Origin of the sequence: Rugamonas apoptosis (assembly GCF_014042355.1) — a bacterium.
Lineage (GTDB): Bacteria > Pseudomonadota > Gammaproteobacteria > Burkholderiales > Burkholderiaceae_D > Rugamonas > Rugamonas apoptosis.
The window spans coordinates 359,301-379,068 of record NZ_JACEZU010000007.1 but is presented as its reverse complement, the minus strand read 5'-3'; the positions used below and the strand labels follow the sequence as shown (position 1 = coordinate 379,068).

Here is a 19,768-nt window from a genome sequence, read left to right as displayed (position 1 = left end):
TCCTTGAAGGGTCGTTCGAGACCAGGACGTTGATAGGTCAGGTGTGGAAGTGCAGTAATGCATTAAGCTAACTGATACTAATTGCCCGTACGGCTTGTCCCTATAACCTTAGCAGGTTGTGGTGAATGAGAAGTGCGTTGTAACGTTCGTTGATACAACTTCATTACCCCAGTCTTTACTCCTTCTTCCAGATTCCGGGCGACGCGCATGAGCGCGCAGCCCATACAAGTCAAAGCTTGATGACCATAGCAAGTTGGTCCCACCCCTTCCCATCCCGAACAGGACCGTGAAACAACTCTGCGCCGATGATAGTGCTGCAACCAGTGTGAAAGTAGGTTATCGTCAAGCTAGTTATCCGAAAAAACCCCGCCGACTCTTGTGTTGGCGGGGTTTTTTTTCGTCTCCAACTTTTTCGTCGCTATCCTTGCGGACATAAAAAAAGCGCCTCATGACGAAGCGCTTCTTGTTCTGCTTGCCGTTGTTGCCGGCAGTCAGACTCCCCAGATGATGTCCTGACCTTCTTGCTTGGCATTGCGCAGCATTTCCAACAGGGGGAAGGCCCGTGCCGCAAAGCCGACACGCATGTGCAGCTTGTTCTCGGGCAGATCCCCACTATCTTCTTGCTCGGGCGTATGAACCTCATGCTCCGCATCCACTTCCGGATGCAGTTTGCTCAGCGCGACCTCGTGTTCCAGGACAGATAATGCTTGGGCGGCTTCAGCCGCCGTGATCACCCCGCGGGTGGGACTCTTGTGTAACAGGTCGAGGATGCGCTGTGCATGTTCCTGATACATCATTACTTCTGGCAACAGTTTGGATTTGAATGTGATCAGCATAAGCGCTCTCCCAGTCTTGTTGATTGCAACGATAACATGACTTGTCCGTTCGCATACATCAACGGTTGTTAGTTTAGTTTAAAGGAGCTCATGAAGGTGTCAACTGTGTCGCGAACGACATGTTTTTCCGCTCCCATGATGATCACCTGGTAAATCCGGCTGTCCTTGGCAATGAAATGACCGATCAGCAACGTCGCCTCGCCATTGTGCGCTCCTTTCGCTTCCACTTCCACCAGGGTTTGCTGTCCGCCCTGGCTGCCCGTGCCGGACGAGGTGGCGGTGGTCTTGTCCGACACGATGGCCGCGCCGATATTGTTGACCAGCGCCGTCTTCATGGCAGCCAACGCCGCCTGCGCCTTGGTCGCGTCGGCCAGCTTGGCGCTGCCCACGGCGAACGAGACGCCGTCGACTTCGGCTGCCGTCATCGTCATGCTGACTTCTTGCCCATCCAGGTTAATGGTCCGGGTCTGGCTGGCCGGCTTGCCAGGGAACAGCACGGCGTACGGCGCATCGGCACTGCGGTAGTCGCGCCAGTCATATTTGGGGCTGCACGCGGCAAGCACACCAGCGGCCAGCAGCGTTGTCAGGAGGAGGGGGAGGGAGAATTTTCGCATGTCCGATGGTAGCAGGGCGGCTGGCGCGCAGGCAATTGTTTCAGCCTTGGCGCAGCACGCGCCGGTATTGGATGGCCTCGCTGATGTGTTCGTTGCGGATGGCCTCGCTGCCGGCGAGATCCGCAATGGTGCGCGCCACACGCAGCACGCGGTGGTAAGCCCGTCCTGACCAATGGAAATGCTTCATTGAGGTGCGCAGCCGCCGCTCGGAAGCGCGGTCGAGCTTGCAGAACTGGTCGATTTCCCGTGTCGTCAGCTGCTGGTTGCTCTTGTCTTGGCGTCGCAATTGCCGTTGATAAGCCCGTTCCACCCTGGACAGGATGGTGGCCGAAGGTTCGCCGTCCACCTCGGCGGCCAGTACTTCCGGCTCGACCGGTCCCACCTCGATCTGCATGTCTATACGATCCAACAACGGCCCGGAGATGCGGTTCTGGTAGCGGACGATGGCGTCCATTGGGCAATGGCAGGTGCCCCCGGGATGTCCAAGATAGCCGCAGGGGCAGGGGTTCATGGCTGCGATCAGCTGGAAACGGGCTGGAAAATCGGCCTGGCGGGCTGCGCGGGAAATGGTGATATGGCCCGATTCCATCGGTTCCCGTAAGACTTCCAGCACGCGGCGGTCGAATTCGGGCAATTCGTCGAGAAACAACACCCCATGATGGGCCAGCGAGATTTCACCAGGACGGGGCACGCTGCCGCCGCCCACCAGCGCGATGCCTGACGCGGTATGGTGGGGCGCGCGAAATGGCCGCTGCTTCCATTGCTCGGCCCGAAATTCGCCGGTGATCGATTGTACCGTCGCCGCCTCCAGCGCCTCGGCATCTGTCATGCTGGGCAACAACCCCGGGAAGCGGCTGGCCAACATGGTCTTGCCAGCGCCTGGCGGCCCCACCAGCAGCACGCTGTGGCAGCCGGCGGCCGCGATCTCCAGCACCCGCTTCGGCAAAGTCTGCCCTTTGACGTCGGCGAAGTCGGGATAATCGCGCCGGGTAACGGCTAGTTGCGCCACATGGCGGGGCAAGGTCGCCGCCGCGTCCGTCGATGAAAAGTGAGCGCACACCTGCAACAACGATAGGGCGGGATGGATGACGGTGCCGCCCGCCAGCGCCGCCTCGTTGGCGTTGGCCTGGGGCAGGATGAACGCGTACCGATTCTCGCCGCGTAGCATGGCGTAGGACATGGCCAGCGCGCCGCGGATCGGCCGCAATTCGCCCGATAGCGACAATTCCCCCGCGAATTCATAGTGATGCAGCCGGTTGGCGGGAATCTGGCGCGACGCTGCCAGGATGCCCAGCGCGATCGGCAAGTCGAAGCGGCCCGATTCCTTGGGCAGATCGGCCGGCGCCAGGTTGACAGTGATACGGAAGGCCGGCATCTCGAAGCCACTGTTCTGGATCGCCGCCCGCACCCGGTCGCGCGCTTCCTTGACCTCCGTGTCCGGCAAGCCGACGATGGTAAAGGAGGGCAGGCCGTTGGCAAGATGCACTTCCACATTCACTTCCGGCGCCTCCATGCCGGCCAGCGCCCGGCTTTTCAGCACAGCTAAGCTCATCGGTATCCTTGCGGTGGGGAGAACAGACTGCTGAAATCGTAGGACGTTACGGCGGCGCGATATTGAGCTGGCCCAAGGATGGTGGGTGGGCGCGGATGCCGCCGGTCATCATGCGGTCACGCAGCTGGGTCAAGCTGGGCGGAGGTGAGCAGGGCGGAGGCTAGCTGGCGAAGGTATGCGGCCCGGCGCGAGGCGAGGAACACGGACGCTGCGGTGGATGGGACCGGCGCGAGCGGCCGGCCCGCATGGGGGATTACTTGTCGGCCGTCAGGCGCGCTTCCAGTTCGGCGACGCGCGCTTCCAGCGCTTCCAGCTTGGTGCGGGTCTTGGCCAGTACCTGGGCCTGGATGTCGAATTCCTCGCGGGTCACCAGGTCCAGCCGGGCGAAACCTTGCGTCATCATCGATTTCACGTTTTTTTCGATATCTTTTGCCGGCGAATTCTCGATCGCCTGGTTGATCTTGCTCTGCAAGTCATTAAAAAAAGTGTTCATGTCCATGATAGTCCTTGATGTTGTCGGCAATGCATCGCACCATTGCGGTGCACCCCGGCGTTAAGATGGTGCGAATTCCGTGATAGTTGGTTCGGCCTGCGCGCGGACGTCGCCCGCCGCCCCAGCAAGTGGCACGCACTTGCCTCTTTCATAGCGTACTTGTACTGAAGCAAGCTGGCACGCATTCTGCTAAAGATAGGCTGGAACGTTTGTTTTTAAGCCTGAATTGTAAACCGCAACCGCTAACTAAGTTCAACCTAAAGGAAATCGTTATGAAATGCCTCACCAAGAAGCTCACTCTTGCCGCCGCGTTGACTTTAGCATTCGCTTCCATGGGCGCCAGCGTGGCCCGCGCGGAAGACGCGAAACCTGAGGCCAAGCCGGACAACGAAATCAGCTACAACGTCGGCCTGGCCAGCGATTACCGTTACCGTGGCTATTCGCAATCGCGCCTCAATCCGGCCCTGCAGGGCGGTGCGGATTATACCCACAACCCGACCGGTTTCTACGCCGGCACCTGGTTGTCGACCATCAAATGGACCAAGGACGCGGGCGGCAGCGGCGACGTCGAGTGGGATATCTACGGCGGCAAGCGTGGCGAAGTGACCAAGGACATTTCCTACGACGTGGGCGGCCTGTACTACTTCTATCCATCGAACGGCCTGCACCCGAACGCCAACACCTTCGAACTGTACGGCCAGCTCAGCGCCGGTCCGTTCTCGCTCAAGTACTCGCAGTCGACCTCCAACCTGTTCGGCACCCCCGACAGCAAGCGCAGCGGTTACCTGGACGCGGCCTTCAACTATGACGTGTATGACGGCTACAACCTGAACCTGCACGTGGGCCACCAGAACGTCAAGAACCACGGCGATCTGAGCTACAGCGACTACAAGGTCGGCGTAACCAAGGACTTCGGTTTCGCCACCGTCTCGCTGGCCGCCATCTACGCCGACACGGAAGCGTACATTGCCCCCAACGGCAAGAACCTGGCCAAGACCAGCGCGGTCCTGACCGTCACGAAAACCTTCTAAGCGAGGCCGTCATGAAACTGATTACCGCCATCATCAAGCCGTTCAAGCTGGACGAGGTCCGCGAGGCCTTGTCGGCGATTAACGTGCAAGGCATCACCGTCACGGAAGTGAAGGGTTTTGGCCGCCAGAAAGGCCATACCGAGCTGTACCGTGGCGCCGAGTATGTGGTTGATTTCCTGCCCAAGACCAAGATCGAAGCGGCCGTCGACGATGCCATCGTCGACCAGGCGATCGAAGCCATCGAAGGCGCTGCCCGCACCGGCAAAATCGGCGACGGCAAGATTTTTGTGTACAACCTGGAACAGGTGATCCGTATCCGTACCGGCGAAACCGGTAACGACGCTCTCTAAGGGGAAGATGAATGAAAAAAACGATAACAACGTGGCTGGCCGGATTCACCGTGCTGTTCGCCCTGGGCGCCGCACTGCCGGCCGTAGCCGCTGACGAGACGCCAGCCGCGGCGGCCGCCTCGGCGCCAGCCGCCAGCGCACCGGCCGCCGCGCCGGCGCCTGTGGCCGCCCCCGCCGCCGCCGCCCCGGCAGCGTCGGCCGCGGCCCCGGCTGCCGCCCCCGCCGCCGACGCGGCAGCACCAGCGGCAGCACCAGCGCCGACCCCCAACAAGGGCGACACGGCCTGGATGATGACCTCCACCTTGCTGGTGATCATGATGAGCATCCCGGGCCTGGCCCTGTTCTACGGCGGCCTGGTCCGCACCAAGAACATGCTGTCCATCCTGCTGCAAGTGTTCACCATCTTCTCGCTGATCATTGTGCTGTGGTGCATCTTCGGCTACTCGCTGGCCTTCACGGAAGGTAACGCGTTCTACGGCAAGTTCGACCGCCTGTTCCTGAACGGCATCTGGGATCCCGTCAAAGCCACCTTCTCGACGGCCGCCACCTTCAGCAAAGGTGTGGTGCTGAACGAATTCGTGTACGTCGCCTTCCAGGGCACGTTCGCCGCCATCACCTGCGGCCTGATCATCGGCGCCTTCGCCGAGCGCGCCAAGTTCACCGCCGTGCTGGCTTTCGTGGTGCTGTGGTTCATGTTCTCCTACCTGCCGATCGCTCACATGGTCTGGTTCTGGACTGGTCCGGACGCGATCAAGGATGCCGCTACCCTGGCCACCGAAACGGCCAAAGCTGGCTGGCTGTGGCAAAAAGGCGCGCTGGACTTCGCCGGCGGTACCGTGGTGCACATCAACGCCGCTGTCGCTGGCCTGGTGGGTGCCATCATGATCGGCAAGCGCGTCGGTTATGGCCGCGAATCGATGGCGCCGCACTCGTTGACCATGACCATGATCGGCGCTTCGCTGCTGTGGGTGGGTTGGTTCGGTTTCAATGCCGGTTCCGCGCTGGAATCGGGTGACGTGGCCGCGCTGGCCTTCATCAACACCCTGCTGGCCACGGCCGCCGCCGCCATGTCCTGGCTGTTCGGCGAGTGGATCATGAAGGGCAAGCCTTCCATGCTGGGCGCCGCGTCCGGCGCCGTGGCCGGGCTGGTGGCTATCACCCCAGCCTGCGGCTATGTCGGTCCGATGGGCGCGCTGATCATCGGCCTGCTGGCCGGCGTGGTCTGCCTGTGGGGCGTGAACGGCCTGAAGCGCCTGATCGGCGCCGACGACTCGCTGGACGTGTTCGGCGTGCACGGCGTGGGCGGTATCATGGGCGCCCTGCTGACCGGCGTGTTCGCTTCGCCATCGCTGGGCGGCCAGGGCATCTTCGACTACGTCACCAACAAGATGTCGACCGATGCTTATTCCATCGTCGGCCAGGTGACCACCCAGGCTACTGCCGTCGGCACCACCATCGTGTGGTCGGCCGTGGTATCGGTGGTGGCCTACAAGCTGGTTGACATCGTCATCGGTCTGCGCGTGCCGGAAGAAGAGGAACGCGAAGGTCTGGACATCACCAGCCACGGCGAATCGGCTTACCACAACTGATACGCTACATCGCATCCGTCCCGCCACTGGCGGGCCACACCAGGGCGCCTCCGCAAGAGGCGCCTTTTTTCGTTATTGGGGGTTTAAAAAAGCAATATTGCCCCGATTTGGTATAGTTGCACGGTAATATAGGCGGTTCAGCATGTCTGGAGGGCCGTCCTCCCGCATCAATTAAGGAAGTGATCATGGTTCCCCATCTCGTTACGGCCCTGACCGGACCGCTGCTAGATTTAGAAGAAAAAATCCTGGCCGCCACGCCGGCCATCGAGCGCTGGTTCCGTCTCGAGTGGCAGGAACATACGCCGCCGTTCTATTGCTCCGTCGACTTGCGCAATGCCGGCTACAAACTGGCGCCCGTCGACACCAACCTGTTCCCCGGTGGCTTCAACCATCTGGCCACCGAGATGCTGCCCCTGTCCGTGCAGGCCGCCATGGCCGCCATCGACAAGTATTGCCCGGACGCCCGCAACCTGCTGCTGATCCCCGAAGTAACGGCGCGCAGCCCCCATTACTGGCAGAACGTGGCGCGCCTGATGCAGATCTTCCGCCAGACCGGCTTGCATGTGCGCCTGGGGTCGCTGTCGCCGGAAATCACCCAGCCCACGCCGCTGGCTCTGCCCGACGGCAATATGCTGGTGGTGGAACCGCTGGTGCGCTCGCCCAACGGCCGCCGCCTGGGCCTGAAGGATTTCGACCCGTGCACCATCCTGCTCAATAACGACCTGTCGGCCGGCATACCGGACATTTTGCAGAATATCCACGAGCAAAGCCTGCTGCCACCGCTGCACGCGGGCTGGGCCCTGCGCCGCAAGAGCAATCACTTCGACGCCTACGACGAAGTGGCCAAGAAATTCGGCAAGCTGATCGGCGTCGATCCGTGGATGCTCAATCCCTTCCACGCCAGGTGCGGCCAGGTGAACTTCCAGACGGGCGAGGGCGAGGATTGCCTGATCGCCAACATCGACACCCTGCTGGCCAAGATCAAGAAGAAGTACAAGGAATACGGCATGAAGGAGCAGAAGCCCTTCGTGATCATCAAGCCGGACGCGGGCACCTATGGCGCCGGTATCCTGACCATCAAGGATTCGGCCGAGATCAAGCAGCTCACGCCCCAGCAGCGCGAGCGCCTGTCGGTGGTCAAGGACGGCAAGGCCGTCACCGACATCATCATCCAGGAAGGCGTGCCCACCTTCGAGAGCATCAAGGACGCCGTGGCCGAACCGGTGGTCTACATGATAGACCGCTACGTGGTGGGCGGTTTCTACCGCGTGCATGGCGACAAGGGCGTGGACCAGAACCTGAACGCGCCCGGCTCCCACTACGTGCCGCTGGCGTTTGCCCAGCAGCACGCCGTGCCCGACTTGAAGGCCAAGCCCGGCACGGCCGCGCCCAACCGCTTCTACGTGTATGGCGTGGTGGCGCGGCTGGCGCTGCTGGCCGCGTCGCTGGAGATGGAACGCACCGACCCCAACCCGGAAGTGTATTGACCGGACATGACGCGGGCTCGTACGGACCGGCCCGCTTGTCGGCTAAAATCAGGCATTACCCAGAATGGAAACGCCCATGAAAATCGCATTCCTCGCCGATCCCCTGGCCAGCTTCAAGACCTATAAGGATTCTACCTACGCCATGATGGTGGAGGCGGCCGCCCGCGGCCATGCCGTCTACGCGTTCGAGCAGCGGGACATGGCGCTCGACGGCGGCATCGTGTACGCCAACGCGGCCCGCGTCACGCTCACCGGCGACGCCCACGACTGGTACCGGCTGGAGCCGCACCATGAGACGGCCCTTTCCGCGTTCGACGCCGTGATCCAGCGCAAGGACCCGCCGTTCGACATGGAGTACATCTACGGCACCTATCTGCTGGAGCTGGCCGAGCGCCAGGGCGCGCGCGTGTTCAACCGGCCCGACGCGATCCGCAACCACAATGAAAAGCTGGCCATCGCCCAGTTCAGCCAGTTCACGGCGCCCACCCTGGTCACGTCCAGCGAGGCGCGGCTGCGCGCGTTCCAGGCCCACCACGGCGACGTCATCCTCAAGCCGCTGGACGGCATGGGCGGCGCCGGCGTGTTCCGGGTCCAGGCCGACGGCATGAACCTCGGTGCCATCATCGAGACGCTGACCGACAACGGCCGCCGTACCATCATGGCGCAGCGCTACATTCCCGAGATCGTCCAGGGCGACAAGCGCATCCTGGTCATCAACGGCAAGCCGGTGCCGTACGCGCTGGCGCGCATCCCGCAGGCCGGTGAAGTGCGGGGCAACCTGGCCGCCGGCGGCACCGGCGTGGCGCAACCGCTGAGCGCGCGCGACCGCGAGATCGCCGAGACGCTGGGCCCCATATTGGCCAGCCGTGGCCTGTTGCTGGTAGGATTGGATGTGATCGGCGACTACCTGACCGAAGTGAACGTCACCAGCCCCACCTGCTTCCAGGAGATCGCGCAGCAGACCGGCTTTAACGTGGCGGCCATGTTCATCGACGCGGTGGAGCAGGGCGCGGCGCAGGCATGAAGTCCCGAATGGAAAAAAATTACACGGTAGCCGTTGTAAAGCGGCGCCGTTCACTGGCGGTTTAATCTTATGGTTGGCATACTGCTTATGACTCACGCGCCGCTGGGGCAGGCATTCATCGCCGCCTGCGCCCACGTTTTTCGCGGCCCGACGGAACGGCTGGAAGCGATCGACGTGGTGGCGGACCAGGACCTGACGGAAGTGCAGGGACTGGCGGCGGCGGCCATCGCCCGGCTCGACGAGGGCGACGGCGTGCTGGTGATCACCGACATCAAGGGCGGTACCCCGGCCAACTGCTGCAACAAGCTGGCCGACGCCGGCCGGGTCGAAGTGATCGCGGGCATCAGCCTGCCGATGCTGCTGCGCGCCATCACCTACCGGCGCGACACGCTGGACGTGGTGGTGGAAATGGCTCTGGCCGGTGCGCAAAGCGGCGCCGTGCGGGTCGACAACCGGATACGGCTGGGCCCAGCCTAGCGCGTCTGGCCGTTTGTTGTGAATGATATGTGGCCGCCGCTGCGGCTGGCGGTGGCCTTGTTTGCAGTGCGCATTCCTGATTGAGAATAGAAAAATATGATTCAACAAGAACTTGAGATTATCAACAAGCTTGGTTTGCATGCGCGTGCCTCCGCCAAATTCACCCAATTGGCCGCAAAATACCAAAGCGACGTCTGGCTGACCCGCAATGCCCGCCGTATCAACGCCAAATCCATCATGGGCGTGATGATGCTGGCCGCCGGCAAAGGCGCCAAGGTCACGCTGGAGGCCGACGGCACCGACGAACAGGAATGCATCACGGCGCTCACCGCGCTGGTCAACGACAAGTTCGGCGAAGGCGAGTAATGCCCGCGGAACACGGCCGTCCACGTATCCCGACAGGTTCACCCATGGCATCTTTCACGCTACATGGCATTCCCGTATCACGCGGCATCGCGATCGGCCGGGCCCACCTGCTGGCGGCCGCCGCACTTGAAGTCAAGCATTACCTGGTGGCCGAGGAGCACCTGGAGGCCGAAGTGCAGCGCCTGCAGCAGGCGCTGGTGGCCGTGCACAAGGAACTGCAAACCCTGTGGCTGGACCTGCCCAAGGACGCGCCCACGGAGCTGGGCGCCTTCATCGACGTGCACGCCCTGATCCTGTCGGACCCCATGATTTCGGAGGCGCCGCTCGACATCATCCGTTCGCGCCACTACAACGCCGAATGGGCGCTGCTGACCCAGATCGACGAGTTGTCGGCCCAGTTCGACGAGATCGAAGACCCCTACCTGCGCGAACGCAAGGCCGACATCCAGCAAGTGGCCGAACGGGTGCTCAAGGTGCTGATGGGCAGCGCCCAGCCGCTGCCGGCCGTCGGCGACGGCGAATACCAGGCCCAGATGATCGTCGTGGCGCACGATATCTCGCCGGCCGACATGCTGCAATTCCGCGACCGTTCCTTCATCGGCTTCGTCACCGACGTGGGCGGCCAGAACTCGCACACGGCCATCGTGGCGCGCAGCCTGGATATTCCGGCCGCCGTCGGCATGTCGCAGGCGTCCACCCTGGTCGAGCAGGACGACTGGATCATCATCGACGGCGATGCCGGGGTGGTCATCGTCAATCCCAGCGCGCTGGTGCTGGAGCAGTACCGCGAGCGCCAGAACGCGCTGCAGCGGGCCCGCAAGAAGCTCAACAAGCTCAAGAAGACCCCGGCCGTCACCAAGGATGGCACCCCCATCACGCTGCTGGCCAACATCGAGCTGCCCGACGACTGCGCGGCCGCCATGGAGGCCGGCGCCAACGGCGTGGGCCTGTTCCGTTCCGAATTCCTGTTCATGGGCCGCAACAGCCGGATTCCGTCCGAGGACGAGCAGTTCGAGCAGTACAAGCGCGCCGTGCTGGCCATGAAGGGCCGGCCCGTCACCATCCGCACGCTCGACATCGGCGCCGACAAGCCGCTCGACCAGACCGAACACACGGCCCTCAATCCGGCCCTGGGCCTGCGCGCCATCCGTTACTGCCTGGCCGAGCCGCAGCTGTTCCTGGCGCAGTTGCGCGCCATCCTGCGCGCCTCCGCCTTCGGCAAGGTGCGCATCCTGATTCCCATGCTGGCGCACGCGTTCGAGATCGACCAGTCGCTGGCCATGGTGGCGCAAGCCAAGGCCGAGCTGCGCGAGCAGGGCGTCAAGTTCGACGAGGACGTCGAGGTGGGCGCCATGATCGAGATCCCGGCCGCCGCGCTGGCGCTGCCCATGTTCGTCAAGCGCATGGACTTCCTGTCGATCGGCACCAATGACCTGATCCAGTACACGCTGGCCATCGACCGGGTTGATTATGAGGTGGCGCACCTTTACAATCCCCTCCATCCGGCGGTGCTGCAACTGATCGCCATGACCATCGCGGCTGGCCACAAGGCCGGCATCGACGTCGCCGTGTGCGGCGAGATGGCGGGCGACGTCAAGCTCACCCGCCTGCTGCTGGGCATGGGACTGCGCGAATTCTCCATGCACCCGGCGCAGCTGCTGTCGGTCAAGCAGGAGATCCTGAACAGCGACCTGGCGCGGCTGGCGCCCCAGACGCGCAAGATCATGCGGTCGATGGAGCCGGATGCCATCGCCGACGCGGTCCAGCAATTGCAGCTGATGTAGCCATCATCAAGGTACAATCTGCATTGCTGGCAAGCCTGCGGAACCCACCCTCGCGGTTCCGCATTGATTATCTGGCCCGTGGGGCCGCCCCCTAGACAAGCAAAAACCACATGCCATCCATTGGATACGTGTCGCCGCAAACCATGCATTTTCCGCAGCCGCTGGCGCTGCAAAGCGGGGCCACGCTGCAAGACTACACGCTGATGTACGAAACCTACGGCACCCTGAACGACGACAAGTCGAACGCGGTGCTGGTCTGCCACGCCCTGAACGCCTCGCACCATGTGGCCGGCGAATACGAGGGCAAGCCGAAAAGCACCGGCTGGTGGGACAACATGGTGGGGCCGGGCAAGCCGCTCGACACCGACAAATTCTTCGTCATCGGCATCAATAACCTGGGTTCCTGCTTCGGTTCCACTGGCCCCATGCACCCCAACCCGGCCACCGGCAAGCCCTATGGTGCGGCCTTCCCCGTGGTCACGGTGGAGGACTGGGTGGCCTCGCAGGCGCTGCTGGCCGACCGGCTGGGCATCCAGCAGTTCGCCGCCGTGATGGGTGGCTCGCTGGGCGGCATGCAGGCGCTGGCCTGGAGCATCATGTACCCGGACCGGTTGCGCAACTGCGTGGTGATCGCCTCCACGCCCAAGCTGTCGGCCCAGAACATCGCCTTCAACGACGTGGCGCGCCAGGCCATCCTGTCCGACCCGGACTACCATGGCGGCGACTTCTACGAGCACGGCGTGGTGCCCCGCAACGGCTTGCGGGTGGCGCGCATGGTCGGCCACATCACCTACCTGTCGGACGATGACATGGCCGAGAAATTCGGCCGCAAGCTGCGCGATGTGTCCCAGAACGGCGACGGCAACTACAAGTTCGGCTTCGGCGTCGATTTCGAGATCGAATCCTATCTGCGCTACCAGGGCGACAAGTTCAGCGAATACTTCGACGCCAACACCTATCTGCTGATCACCAAGGCGCTCGACTACTTCGACCCGGCGCGCTTCCATGGCGGCGACCTGGCCAAGACCCTGGCCGGCACCAAGGCCAAGTTCCTGCTGGCGTCGTTCACCACCGACTGGCGCTTCTCGCCCGAGCGCAGCCAGGAGATCGTGCAGGCGCTGGTGCGCAACCGCCGTCCCGTCACCTACGCCGAGATCGACGCGCCGCACGGCCACGACGCCTTCCTGCTGGAAGACCCGCGCTACATGAACCTGGTGCGTGCTTACTACGAGCAGGTGTGGAAAGAGCTGGGCGCGCCCACGCAGGCCGCGCCCGCGAGCAGTAAAAAGGAGTACGCATGAATTTTGAACAGTTAAGCAGTGCCCGTCCCGACCTCGCCTTCATCGCCCACTGGGTGCCCAAGCAGTCGCACGTGCTGGACGTGGGCTGCGGCGACGGCGTCATGCTCGACTACCTGCAGACGGACCGCCAGTGCAGCGGCTATGGCATCGAGATCGCCGACGACAAGGTGCTCGACAGCACCCGGCGCGGCGTACACGTGATCCAGCAGGACATGGAAAAAGGCCTGGGCCTGTTCGGCGATAACGCGTTCGACACGGTGCTGTGCCTGTCCTCACTGCAGATGATGAAACATGTGGAACCGCTGCTGCGCGATATCGTGCGGGTGGGGCGCGAAGCCATCGTCTCCTTCCCCAACTTCGCCTACTGGCCGCACCGGGTGGCGCTGCTCAAGGGCCGCATGCCGGTTTCCAAGTCGCTGCCTTACCAGTGGTACGACACGCCCAACGTGCGCTGCGCCACCATCAACGACTTCCGCGAACTGGCCGAGGACTGCGGGCTGGAAGTGCTCGAATGCGTGGCCCTGGCGGCCGGCCAGCAAGTATCCGTGCTGCCCAACCTGCGTGGCGACCTGGCCGTGTTCCGGCTGCGTAAAAAGGCCTCGGCCTGATGGCGGCGCCGGAACCCGTGGCACCCCAGCCGGCCGCACCGGCCACCGGCTGGCGCGCCTACCTGAATGGCCGCACCGTGGCCATCCTGTTCCTGGGCTTCAGTTCCGGCCTGCCGTTGTACACCCTGATCTACCTGATGCAGGCCTGGCTGGCCACCTCGGGCCTGGACGTCAAGGCGCTGGGCCTGTTCGCGCTGGTCACCTCGCCCTACACGTTCAAATTCCTGTGGGCGCCATTCATGGACCGCTACAGCCTGGGGCGGCTGGGGCGGCGCCGCGGCTGGATGGCGCTGACCCAGCTGCTGCTGTTCGTGACCATGGGCACGATGGGCATGCTGGATCCGAAAACCCAGTTGGGCCTGATCGCCGTGTTCGTGGCCGGCGTGGCCTTCCTGTCGGCCAGCCAGGACGTGGTGATCGATGCCTTCCGGCGCGAGTCGCTGAGCGACGCCGAGCAGGGCCTGGGCGCGGCCGTCATCGTCAACGCCTACAAGGCCGCCAGCCTGATTCCCAGCGCGCTGGGACTGGTGCTGGCCGACAGCATGCCGTGGCAGAGCGTGTTCTGGATCGTGGCCGCCTTCATGCTGCCGGGGCTGGCCTGCACGCTGCTGGTGAAGGAGCCGGCCGTGTATGGCGAGCCGCCGCGCAACCTGCAGCAAGCGATCGTGCTGCCGTTCCGCGAGTTCGTGCGGCGCGACGGCTGGAACAAGGCCTTCATGATCATCGCCTTCGTGTTGCTGTACAAACTGGGCGACAGCATGGCCACCGCGCTGTCGACCAAGTTCTTCCTCGATCTCGGCTTCAGCACCAAGCAGATCGGCCTGGCGGCCAACGCCACCGGCTGGTGGGCCAGCCTGGCCGGCGGCGTGGTGGGCGGGGTGTGGATGGTCAAGCTGGGCATCAACCGCGCGCTGTGGGTGTTTGGCGTACTGCAGGCATTGGCGATTTTGGGCTTCGCCTGGCTGGCCCAGGTCGGCCCCCATCAGGTGCTGCTGAGCGCCGTGTACGGCTTCGAAGCGTTCGCCAGCACCGGGCTGGGCGCGGCCGCGCTGGTGGCGTTTATATCGCGTTCCACCGATCCGCGTTACACTGCTACCCAATACGCGCTGTTTTCCAGCCTTGCCGCTGTGCCGCGCACCTTTATCAATTCCTCGGTCGGCTTCATCGTGGCCGAAACGGGCTGGTTCACGTTCTTTATCGTGTGCTTTGTCCTCGCATTTCCTGCCATGATGATGCTGCCGAAAATCGCACCATGGAACGCACCCAATGAACACCCTCAAACGTAGCGCACTGGCGCTGGCGCTGGTGGCCGGACTGGCCGCCGCGCCGATGGCATCGACGCAGAACTATACCGACGGCATCCCCGTCAAGCCGATGTCGAAGTTCCGCAATTTCGAGGACCAGCAGCAGGTGGACCAGCAGTCGCGCCAGCAGTACGCGCAGTTGCTGGACCAGGCGCAGCAGAAGCAGGCGCTGGTGCCGGACAATCACCCGCAGGTGATCCGCCTGCGCGCCATCGCGCGCCGCCTGATCCCGTTCACCACGCGCTGGAACCCGCAGGCGGCCAACTGGAAGTGGGAAGTGAACCTGCTCAATTCCGCCACCGTCAACGCGTTCTGCATGCCGGGCGGGCGTATCGCCTTCTATAGCGGCATCCTCACCAAGCTCAATCTGACGGACGATGAAGTGGCGATCGTGATGGGCCACGAGATCGGCCACGCGCTGCGCGAGCATGGCCGCGAGCAGGCCGGCAAGGCCACCACGGCCAACCTGTTCGGGCGGGTGGCCAGTATCGGCCTGTCGGCCTGGCTGGGTGTGGACCAGCGCCTGACGGACGCCGGCGCCAACGCTGTCACGCAACTGGCCGTGCTCAAGTTCTCGCGTGAGGATGAGAGCGAGGCTGACCAGGTGGGCCTGGACCTGGCGGCGCGGGCCGGTTTCGATCCGCGCGCCGGCGTGGCGCTGTGGACCAAGATGGGCCAGCTCAATCAGGGCCAGCCGCTGGAATTCCTGTCCACCCACCCCAGCGGCGGTTCCCGTATCGATGACATGAACCGCAGCATGCCGCTGGTGCTGCCCGTGTTCGCGCGGGCGCGCGGGCTGGACCCGGACGCGCTGCCGCCGTACCACTCGGTCGCCATCAGCAAGCGCTGACATGGCGGCCAACGCCCACAAGCACGGCAAGCCGCCGTTGCCCATGCGCGACGGCGTCATGCCCAGCTACCTGTGGTTGCAGGGTGGCGACTGGCCGGACATGTTGACTTTCATGGCCGAGCGCTTCCCGGCCGTGAGCGAGGCCGACTGGCGCACGCGCATGGAGAAGGGCGGGGTGGTGGACGCCAGCGGCACGCCGCTGCTGCCGCACAGCCCGTACCAGCGCGGCATCCGCATTTTTTACTACCGCGAGCTGGAGGTGGAAACGCCGATTCCCTTCCACGAAGAGATCCTGTTCCAGGACGAGGACTTGCTGGTGGTGGACAAGCCCCATTTCGTGCCCATGATCCCGACCGGGCGCTTTTTGCATGAATCGCTGCTGGTGCGCTTGAAGAAGAAGCTGGGCATGGAGGAACTCACGCCCATCCACCGGCTCGACCGCGAGACGGCCGGGGTGGTGATCTTCTCGTGCCGCCAGGTCACGCGCGGCGCTTATCAGTCGCTGTTCCAGAAGCGCGCCATCGAGAAGGAATACGAGGCGCTGGCCGCGCCGCTGGCCGGTTACGATTTCCCGTTCACCTACCGCAGCCGCATGGTGGACGGCGACCAATTCTTCGTGATGAAGGAGGCGCCGGGCGAGCCCAATTCGGAAACCGTGATCGACGTGATCGAACAGCGGGCCGACGCCACTTTATATCGACTGCGCCCGCACACGGGCCGCAAGCACCAGCTGCGGGTGCACATGGCGGCGCTGGGTGTCCCCATCGTCAACGACGCGTTCTACCCGGTGGCGCTGCCATGCAAGCAGGATGACGTGTCGCAACCGCTGAAATTGCTGGCGCGCGCCATCGCCTTCGACGATCCGTTTACGGGCGAGCGGCGCCAGTTCTTCAGCCGGCGCACGCTGTAGGCGGCGCGCACGCCCGTTATAGACCGGTGGGCTGCTGGCGCTGGAGGGCGGCCGCTCAGGCCGCGTATTCGATGGTCAGCGGGGCGTGGTCCGAGAAGCGCTCATCCTTGTAGATGGCCACCGCGCGCGCCTGGGCCGCGATGCCGGGCGTGGCCACGTGGTAGTCGATACGCCATCCCACATTCTTGGCCCAGGCCTGGCCACGGTTGCTCCACCAGGTGTACTGTTCTTCGCGCTTGTCGATGCCGCGGTGTACGTCCACGTAGCCCACTTCATCGAAGATGCGGGTCATCCAGGCCCGTTCCTCGGGCAGGAAGCCGGAATTCTTCTTGTTGCCTTTCCAGTTCTTCAAGTCGATCTCGTGGTGGGCGATATTCCAGTCGCCGCAGATCACCACTTCGCGGCCTTCGGCGCGCAACGCCGCCAGGTGGGGCAGGAACAGGTCCATGAAGCGGAACTTCGCTTCCTGGCGCTCGGGGCCGGACGAGCCGGAAGGGCAGTAGACGGAAATGATGGTCAACTGGCCGAAGTCGCAGCGCACGTAGCGGCCTTCGGCGTCGAATTCGGGGCTGCCGAAGCCGATCAGCACGCGGTCCGGCTGTTGCTTGCTGTAAACCCCCGTGCCCGAGTAGCCTTTTTTCTCGGCGTAGTGGAAGTGGCCATGGTAGCCGCCCGGATTGAGGAATTCAGGCGTCATGTCGCCGGCCTGGGCCTTGAGTTCCTGGACGCAGACGAAATCGGCGTCCTGCGCGGCCATCCAGGTGAAAAAGCCCTTGGAGGCGGCGGAACGGATGCCGTTCAGATTGGCGGAGATGATTTTTGGCATAGGATAGGGGGAGTGAAAAAGCAGGCCGGGCTGCGCGAAAAGCGCCAGTGTAGCGTGTTTTACGGGGGGGCGCGTGAGGAGCGGCGCCGGCCGCATTGTCCGGCACGGGCGGGCGGATTAAAATACAGGCACTTTTACGAAATGAGGCAATATGAGCAATCTACGGCAAGAATTTATCGCGTTTTCCGTCGCCACCGGCGTGCTGCGTTTTGGTGAGTTCACCACCAAGGCGGGGCGCCAGTCGCCTTACTTCTTCAACGCCGGCCTGTTCCACGACGGTGCCACGCTGGCCCAGTTGGCCCAGTTCTACGCCCAGACCCTGCTCGATTCGGGCGTCGAGTTCGACATGCTGTTCGGCCCCGCCTACAAGGGCATCACCCTGGCCTCGGCCACGGCGGTGGCGCTGGCCGGCAAGGGCCGCAACACGTCGTTCGCCTTCAACCGCAAGGAAGCCAAGGACCATGGCGAAGGCGGCACCATCGTCGGCGCCAAGCTGCAGGGCAAGGTTGTCATCATCGACGATGTGATCTCGGCCGGCACCTCGGTGCGCGAATCGGTGGACATGATCCGCGCTGCCGGCGCCGAACCGTGCGCCGTGCTGATCGCGCTCGACCGCATGGAACGCTCGGGCAAGGATGGCGCGCTGTCGCCCAATTCGGCGGTGCAGGAAGTGAGCAACACCTACAACATCCCCGTTATTTCGATCGGCAACCTGGACGACCTGTTCAGCTACCTGAACGGCGCCGGCGCCGATCCTCAGCTGCAACAGTACAAGGACGCCGTGGCCGCTTACCGGACCCGCTATGGGGTGGCCGCCGCGGCTTGATGTTGCGCAGCGTCGCCGCGTAGACTTTGAAATTGCTTTGGCGTAACATTCAAACGGCAGTGCACTCGCGTTTTGGTTTTCGGCCCCGGCCGGGAAAGTAAAGGCTGAATGATGAACATCGCGACTTTGAAAGTACACGGCGACGAAGAGGGCCTGGCGGACATCCGCGATGGCCTGCCGACCGAGCCCGACCATACCTGGCACAAGGGCGATCCGCGCCCCGATGGCCGGGTGCGCATCGATTCCGGTTTTTACCTGGGCGTGGCCACCCACCAGGACCCGGACGTGCTGTTGCGCCAGATCCGTTCCTACCTGGCCGAATGCTCGGCGCGCGGCATCCACTTCGAACGGTCCGACGTGGCGGCCGAGTTGCGCATCGCCGTCAGCCATACGGAGGGCGAAACCGTGGTGCCCAGCCTCGATTTCGAGCTGTCGGACTTGCGGCTGTTGGTTGACATGGGTATTTCACTCAGTATCGCTTCGTAACGGAGGAAATTGCGTTAAGCTAACGGTTTTGCCAAAAGCACAACTGGAGTGTAGCAATGCGATTTTCCGAAGACAGACTGGCCCGCCTGCAAGTTGGCGGCCAGACTGAGCGTCAGATCCACATCTGGGAGCCGGCCGCGCCGCGCGCCGTCATCCTGGCGCTGCACGGCGGCATGGCCCATGCGGGCGACTATGTGACCCCGGCCCTGTACTTCCGCGCCCACGGCATCGCCACCGTCAGCTACGACATGGTGGGCCACGAGATGGCGCGCCGGGTCGACATTCCCGGCTTCCATGTATTCCTCGATGAAAGCGAACTGCTGCTGGCCTGGGTCAAGCGGCAATATCCGGGCTTGCCCATCTTCATCATGGGCCACTCGATGGGCGGCCTGATCGCTACCCACCTGGCCCTGCACCGCTTGCCGGCCGATCCCGCCATCAACGGCTTCATCCTGTCCTCGCCGTACTACGTCAACGCCATCAAGGTGGCGCCGGTGCTGCTGGCGCTGTCGGGCGTGCTGGCCGCGCTGTTGCCGCGCATGAAAGTGCCGCTCGATTCGCTGACCGACGTGCTGACCCACGACGCCACCATCACGGCCCGCCACCACGCCGACGAGCGCGACAACGTGCGCGCGACGGAAGTGACGGTGCGTTTCGGCCATGCGCTGAACCAGGCGCAGGCCGGGTTGGCGGCCCACATGCCGGCCTGGCGCTACCCCCTGTTTGCGGCCATCGCTGGCGACGACCGCCTGGCCGACGCGGACGCTGGCGAAGCCATGCTGCGCTCGATCAAGCCGGAACTGGTGGAACTGCACCGCTACCCGCAGAACTACCACGAGAACTTCAACGAGCTCAATCGCGAGCAGATCTTCGCCGCCATCCTGCGGTGGATGGGCGCGCACGGCTTGCCAGCCTGATAAGCAAACCATGGAAAATCGGGGACAGACCCCGATTTCCACCCTGCCAAATTCGGGGCGAGTCCCCGGATAGGGTGTCCCCGAATCGTGGTCGGCGTGCATTTAGAGGATTCATGCAACCATTTATGCAACTGGTT

At 63.5% G+C, this 19,768-nt stretch carries 21 protein-coding genes and 2 rRNA genes; 18 read left to right on the top strand and 5 right to left on the bottom strand.

All coding sequences use genetic code 11. From position 1 onward, the window contains the following. Window positions 1–102 (top strand): 23S ribosomal RNA (locus H3H39_RS16345); the annotation flags it as partial. A gap of 133 nt (window positions 103–235) precedes the next feature. After that, window positions 236–348 (top strand): 5S ribosomal RNA (gene rrf, locus H3H39_RS16340). Window positions 349–491: 143 nt separating this feature from the next. Here rrf and H3H39_RS16335 read toward each other — a convergent pair. The 4 genes from H3H39_RS16335 to H3H39_RS16320 all read right to left on the bottom strand — a co-directional run bounded on the left by H3H39_RS16335 (window position 492) and on the right by H3H39_RS16320 (window position 3,501). Next, window positions 492–836 (bottom strand): DUF1840 domain-containing protein, encoded by a 345-nt coding sequence (locus H3H39_RS16335; RefSeq protein WP_182154438.1) that lies wholly within the window; start codon window positions 834–836, stop codon window positions 492–494. A gap of 68 nt (window positions 837–904) precedes the next feature. Continuing rightward, on the bottom strand, window positions 905–1,450 hold the full coding sequence (locus tag H3H39_RS16330; protein WP_182154437.1) for a hypothetical protein: 546 nt from the start codon (window positions 1,448–1,450) through the stop codon (window positions 905–907). Between the two features lie 40 nt (window positions 1,451–1,490). Then, window positions 1,491–3,002, bottom strand: a complete 1,512-nt coding sequence (locus H3H39_RS16325) for a YifB family Mg chelatase-like AAA ATPase (RefSeq protein WP_182154436.1) — start codon at window positions 3,000–3,002, stop codon at window positions 1,491–1,493. A gap of 253 nt (window positions 3,003–3,255) precedes the next feature. Then, complete coding sequence (locus H3H39_RS16320; protein WP_182154435.1) at window positions 3,256–3,501, bottom strand: accessory factor UbiK family protein; 246 nt, start codon at window positions 3,499–3,501, stop codon at window positions 3,256–3,258. 266 nt (window positions 3,502–3,767) lie between these two features. Here H3H39_RS16320 and H3H39_RS16315 point away from each other — a divergent pair, with 266 nt between their 5' ends. The 13 genes from H3H39_RS16315 (at window position 3,768) to H3H39_RS16255 (ending at window position 16,576) form a co-directional block, all read left to right on the top strand. Then, on the top strand, window positions 3,768–4,526 hold the full coding sequence (locus tag H3H39_RS16315; protein WP_182154434.1) for a TorF family putative porin: 759 nt from the start codon (window positions 3,768–3,770) through the stop codon (window positions 4,524–4,526). An 11-nt stretch (window positions 4,527–4,537) separates the two neighbouring features. Next, window positions 4,538–4,876 (top strand): P-II family nitrogen regulator, encoded by a 339-nt coding sequence (locus tag H3H39_RS16310; protein ID WP_182154433.1) that lies wholly within the window; start codon window positions 4,538–4,540, stop codon window positions 4,874–4,876. Window positions 4,877–4,887: 11 nt separating this feature from the next. Continuing rightward, window positions 4,888–6,465: an ammonium transporter gene (locus H3H39_RS16305; RefSeq protein WP_182154432.1), complete on the top strand. Its 1,578-nt coding sequence runs from the start codon at window positions 4,888–4,890 to the stop codon at window positions 6,463–6,465. Between the two features lie 185 nt (window positions 6,466–6,650). Next, complete coding sequence (gene gshA, locus H3H39_RS16300; RefSeq protein WP_182154431.1) at window positions 6,651–7,952, top strand: glutamate--cysteine ligase; 1,302 nt, start codon at window positions 6,651–6,653, stop codon at window positions 7,950–7,952. Window positions 7,953–8,028: 76 nt separating this feature from the next. Beyond that, the gene (gene gshB, locus H3H39_RS16295) at window positions 8,029–8,976 is read left to right on the top strand and encodes a glutathione synthase (protein ID WP_182154430.1); all 948 of its coding nucleotides are present in this window, start codon (window positions 8,029–8,031) and stop codon (window positions 8,974–8,976) included. 69 nt (window positions 8,977–9,045) lie between these two features. Next, entirely contained in the window at window positions 9,046–9,453 is a 408-nt protein-coding gene (locus H3H39_RS16290; RefSeq protein ID WP_182154429.1) for a PTS sugar transporter subunit IIA, read from the top strand. 96 nt (window positions 9,454–9,549) lie between these two features. After that, window positions 9,550–9,819 (top strand): HPr family phosphocarrier protein, encoded by a 270-nt coding sequence (locus H3H39_RS16285; RefSeq protein ID WP_182154428.1) that lies wholly within the window; start codon window positions 9,550–9,552, stop codon window positions 9,817–9,819. A gap of 44 nt (window positions 9,820–9,863) precedes the next feature. After that, window positions 9,864–11,603 (top strand): phosphoenolpyruvate--protein phosphotransferase, encoded by a 1,740-nt coding sequence (gene ptsP / locus H3H39_RS16280; RefSeq protein WP_182154427.1) that lies wholly within the window; start codon window positions 9,864–9,866, stop codon window positions 11,601–11,603. Window positions 11,604–11,713: 110 nt separating this feature from the next. After that, window positions 11,714–12,904 (top strand): homoserine O-succinyltransferase MetX, encoded by a 1,191-nt coding sequence (gene metX, locus H3H39_RS16275; RefSeq protein WP_182154426.1) that lies wholly within the window; start codon window positions 11,714–11,716, stop codon window positions 12,902–12,904. Continuing rightward, a complete protein-coding gene (gene metW / locus H3H39_RS16270; RefSeq protein ID WP_182154425.1) occupies window positions 12,901–13,512 on the top strand; it encodes a methionine biosynthesis protein MetW in 612 nt (203 codons plus the stop codon). The genes metX and metW overlap by 4 nt, the downstream gene beginning before the upstream one ends. After that, complete coding sequence (locus H3H39_RS16265; RefSeq protein WP_182154424.1) at window positions 13,512–14,798, top strand: AmpG family muropeptide MFS transporter; 1,287 nt, start codon at window positions 13,512–13,514, stop codon at window positions 14,796–14,798. The genes metW and H3H39_RS16265 overlap by 1 nt, the downstream gene beginning before the upstream one ends. Beyond that, window positions 14,779–15,666: a M48 family metallopeptidase gene (locus H3H39_RS16260; protein WP_182154423.1), complete on the top strand. Its 888-nt coding sequence runs from the start codon at window positions 14,779–14,781 to the stop codon at window positions 15,664–15,666. Before H3H39_RS16265 ends, H3H39_RS16260 begins: the two co-directional genes overlap by 20 nt. 1 nt (window position 15,667) lies before the next feature. Further along, entirely contained in the window at window positions 15,668–16,576 is a 909-nt protein-coding gene (locus tag H3H39_RS16255; protein WP_229218079.1) for a pseudouridine synthase, read from the top strand. Window positions 16,577–16,631: 55 nt separating this feature from the next. Here H3H39_RS16255 and H3H39_RS16250 read toward each other — a convergent pair whose 3' ends face one another. Further along, complete coding sequence (locus tag H3H39_RS16250) at window positions 16,632–17,402, bottom strand: exodeoxyribonuclease III (protein ID WP_182154422.1); 771 nt, start codon at window positions 17,400–17,402, stop codon at window positions 16,632–16,634. Between the two features lie 151 nt (window positions 17,403–17,553). Between H3H39_RS16250 and pyrE the strand changes: the two genes are divergently transcribed. The 3 genes from pyrE to H3H39_RS16235 all read left to right on the top strand — a co-directional run bounded on the left by pyrE (window position 17,554) and on the right by H3H39_RS16235 (window position 19,631). Then, window positions 17,554–18,228 (top strand): orotate phosphoribosyltransferase, encoded by a 675-nt coding sequence (gene pyrE / locus H3H39_RS16245; protein ID WP_182154421.1) that lies wholly within the window; start codon window positions 17,554–17,556, stop codon window positions 18,226–18,228. Between the two features lie 108 nt (window positions 18,229–18,336). Next, window positions 18,337–18,714 carry a DUF4279 domain-containing protein gene (locus H3H39_RS16240; RefSeq protein WP_229218078.1) on the top strand — a complete coding sequence of 126 codons (378 nt, stop codon included), beginning with the start codon at window positions 18,337–18,339 and terminating at the stop codon, window positions 18,712–18,714. Between the two features lie 56 nt (window positions 18,715–18,770). Next, entirely contained in the window at window positions 18,771–19,631 is an 861-nt protein-coding gene (locus H3H39_RS16235) for an alpha/beta fold hydrolase (protein WP_182154420.1), read from the top strand. Window positions 19,632–19,768 lie beyond the last annotated feature (137 nt).

Bases quoted from the DNA above. Each gene is read 5' to 3' on its own strand.
- H3H39_RS16335 (WP_182154438.1), bottom strand. From the start codon at position 836: ATGCTGATCACATTCAAATCCAAACTGTTGCCAGAAGTAATGATGTAT.
- H3H39_RS16330 (WP_182154437.1), bottom strand. From the start codon at position 1,450: ATGCGAAAATTCTCCCTCCCCCTCCTCCTGACAACGCTGCTGGCCGCT.
- H3H39_RS16325 (WP_182154436.1), bottom strand. From the start codon at position 3,002: ATGAGCTTAGCTGTGCTGAAAAGCCGGGCGCTGGCCGGCATGGAGGCG.
- H3H39_RS16320 (WP_182154435.1), bottom strand. From the start codon at position 3,501: ATGGACATGAACACTTTTTTTAATGACTTGCAGAGCAAGATCAACCAG.
- H3H39_RS16315 (WP_182154434.1), top strand. From the start codon at position 3,768: ATGAAATGCCTCACCAAGAAGCTCACTCTTGCCGCCGCGTTGACTTTA.
- H3H39_RS16310 (WP_182154433.1), top strand. From the start codon at position 4,538: ATGAAACTGATTACCGCCATCATCAAGCCGTTCAAGCTGGACGAGGTC.
- H3H39_RS16305 (WP_182154432.1), top strand. From the start codon at position 4,888: ATGAAAAAAACGATAACAACGTGGCTGGCCGGATTCACCGTGCTGTTC.
- gshA (WP_182154431.1), top strand. From the start codon at position 6,651: ATGGTTCCCCATCTCGTTACGGCCCTGACCGGACCGCTGCTAGATTTA.
- gshB (WP_182154430.1), top strand. From the start codon at position 8,029: ATGAAAATCGCATTCCTCGCCGATCCCCTGGCCAGCTTCAAGACCTAT.
- H3H39_RS16290 (WP_182154429.1), top strand. From the start codon at position 9,046: ATGGTTGGCATACTGCTTATGACTCACGCGCCGCTGGGGCAGGCATTC.
- H3H39_RS16285 (WP_182154428.1), top strand. From the start codon at position 9,550: ATGATTCAACAAGAACTTGAGATTATCAACAAGCTTGGTTTGCATGCG.
- ptsP (WP_182154427.1), top strand. From the start codon at position 9,864: ATGGCATCTTTCACGCTACATGGCATTCCCGTATCACGCGGCATCGCG.
- metX (WP_182154426.1), top strand. From the start codon at position 11,714: ATGCCATCCATTGGATACGTGTCGCCGCAAACCATGCATTTTCCGCAG.
- metW (WP_182154425.1), top strand. From the start codon at position 12,901: ATGAATTTTGAACAGTTAAGCAGTGCCCGTCCCGACCTCGCCTTCATC.
- H3H39_RS16265 (WP_182154424.1), top strand. From the start codon at position 13,512: ATGGCGGCGCCGGAACCCGTGGCACCCCAGCCGGCCGCACCGGCCACC.
- H3H39_RS16260 (WP_182154423.1), top strand. From the start codon at position 14,779: ATGAACACCCTCAAACGTAGCGCACTGGCGCTGGCGCTGGTGGCCGGA.
- H3H39_RS16255 (WP_229218079.1), top strand. From the start codon at position 15,668: ATGGCGGCCAACGCCCACAAGCACGGCAAGCCGCCGTTGCCCATGCGC.
- H3H39_RS16250 (WP_182154422.1), bottom strand. From the start codon at position 17,402: ATGCCAAAAATCATCTCCGCCAATCTGAACGGCATCCGTTCCGCCGCC.
- pyrE (WP_182154421.1), top strand. From the start codon at position 17,554: ATGAGCAATCTACGGCAAGAATTTATCGCGTTTTCCGTCGCCACCGGC.
- H3H39_RS16240 (WP_229218078.1), top strand. From the start codon at position 18,337: ATGATGAACATCGCGACTTTGAAAGTACACGGCGACGAAGAGGGCCTG.
- H3H39_RS16235 (WP_182154420.1), top strand. From the start codon at position 18,771: ATGCGATTTTCCGAAGACAGACTGGCCCGCCTGCAAGTTGGCGGCCAG.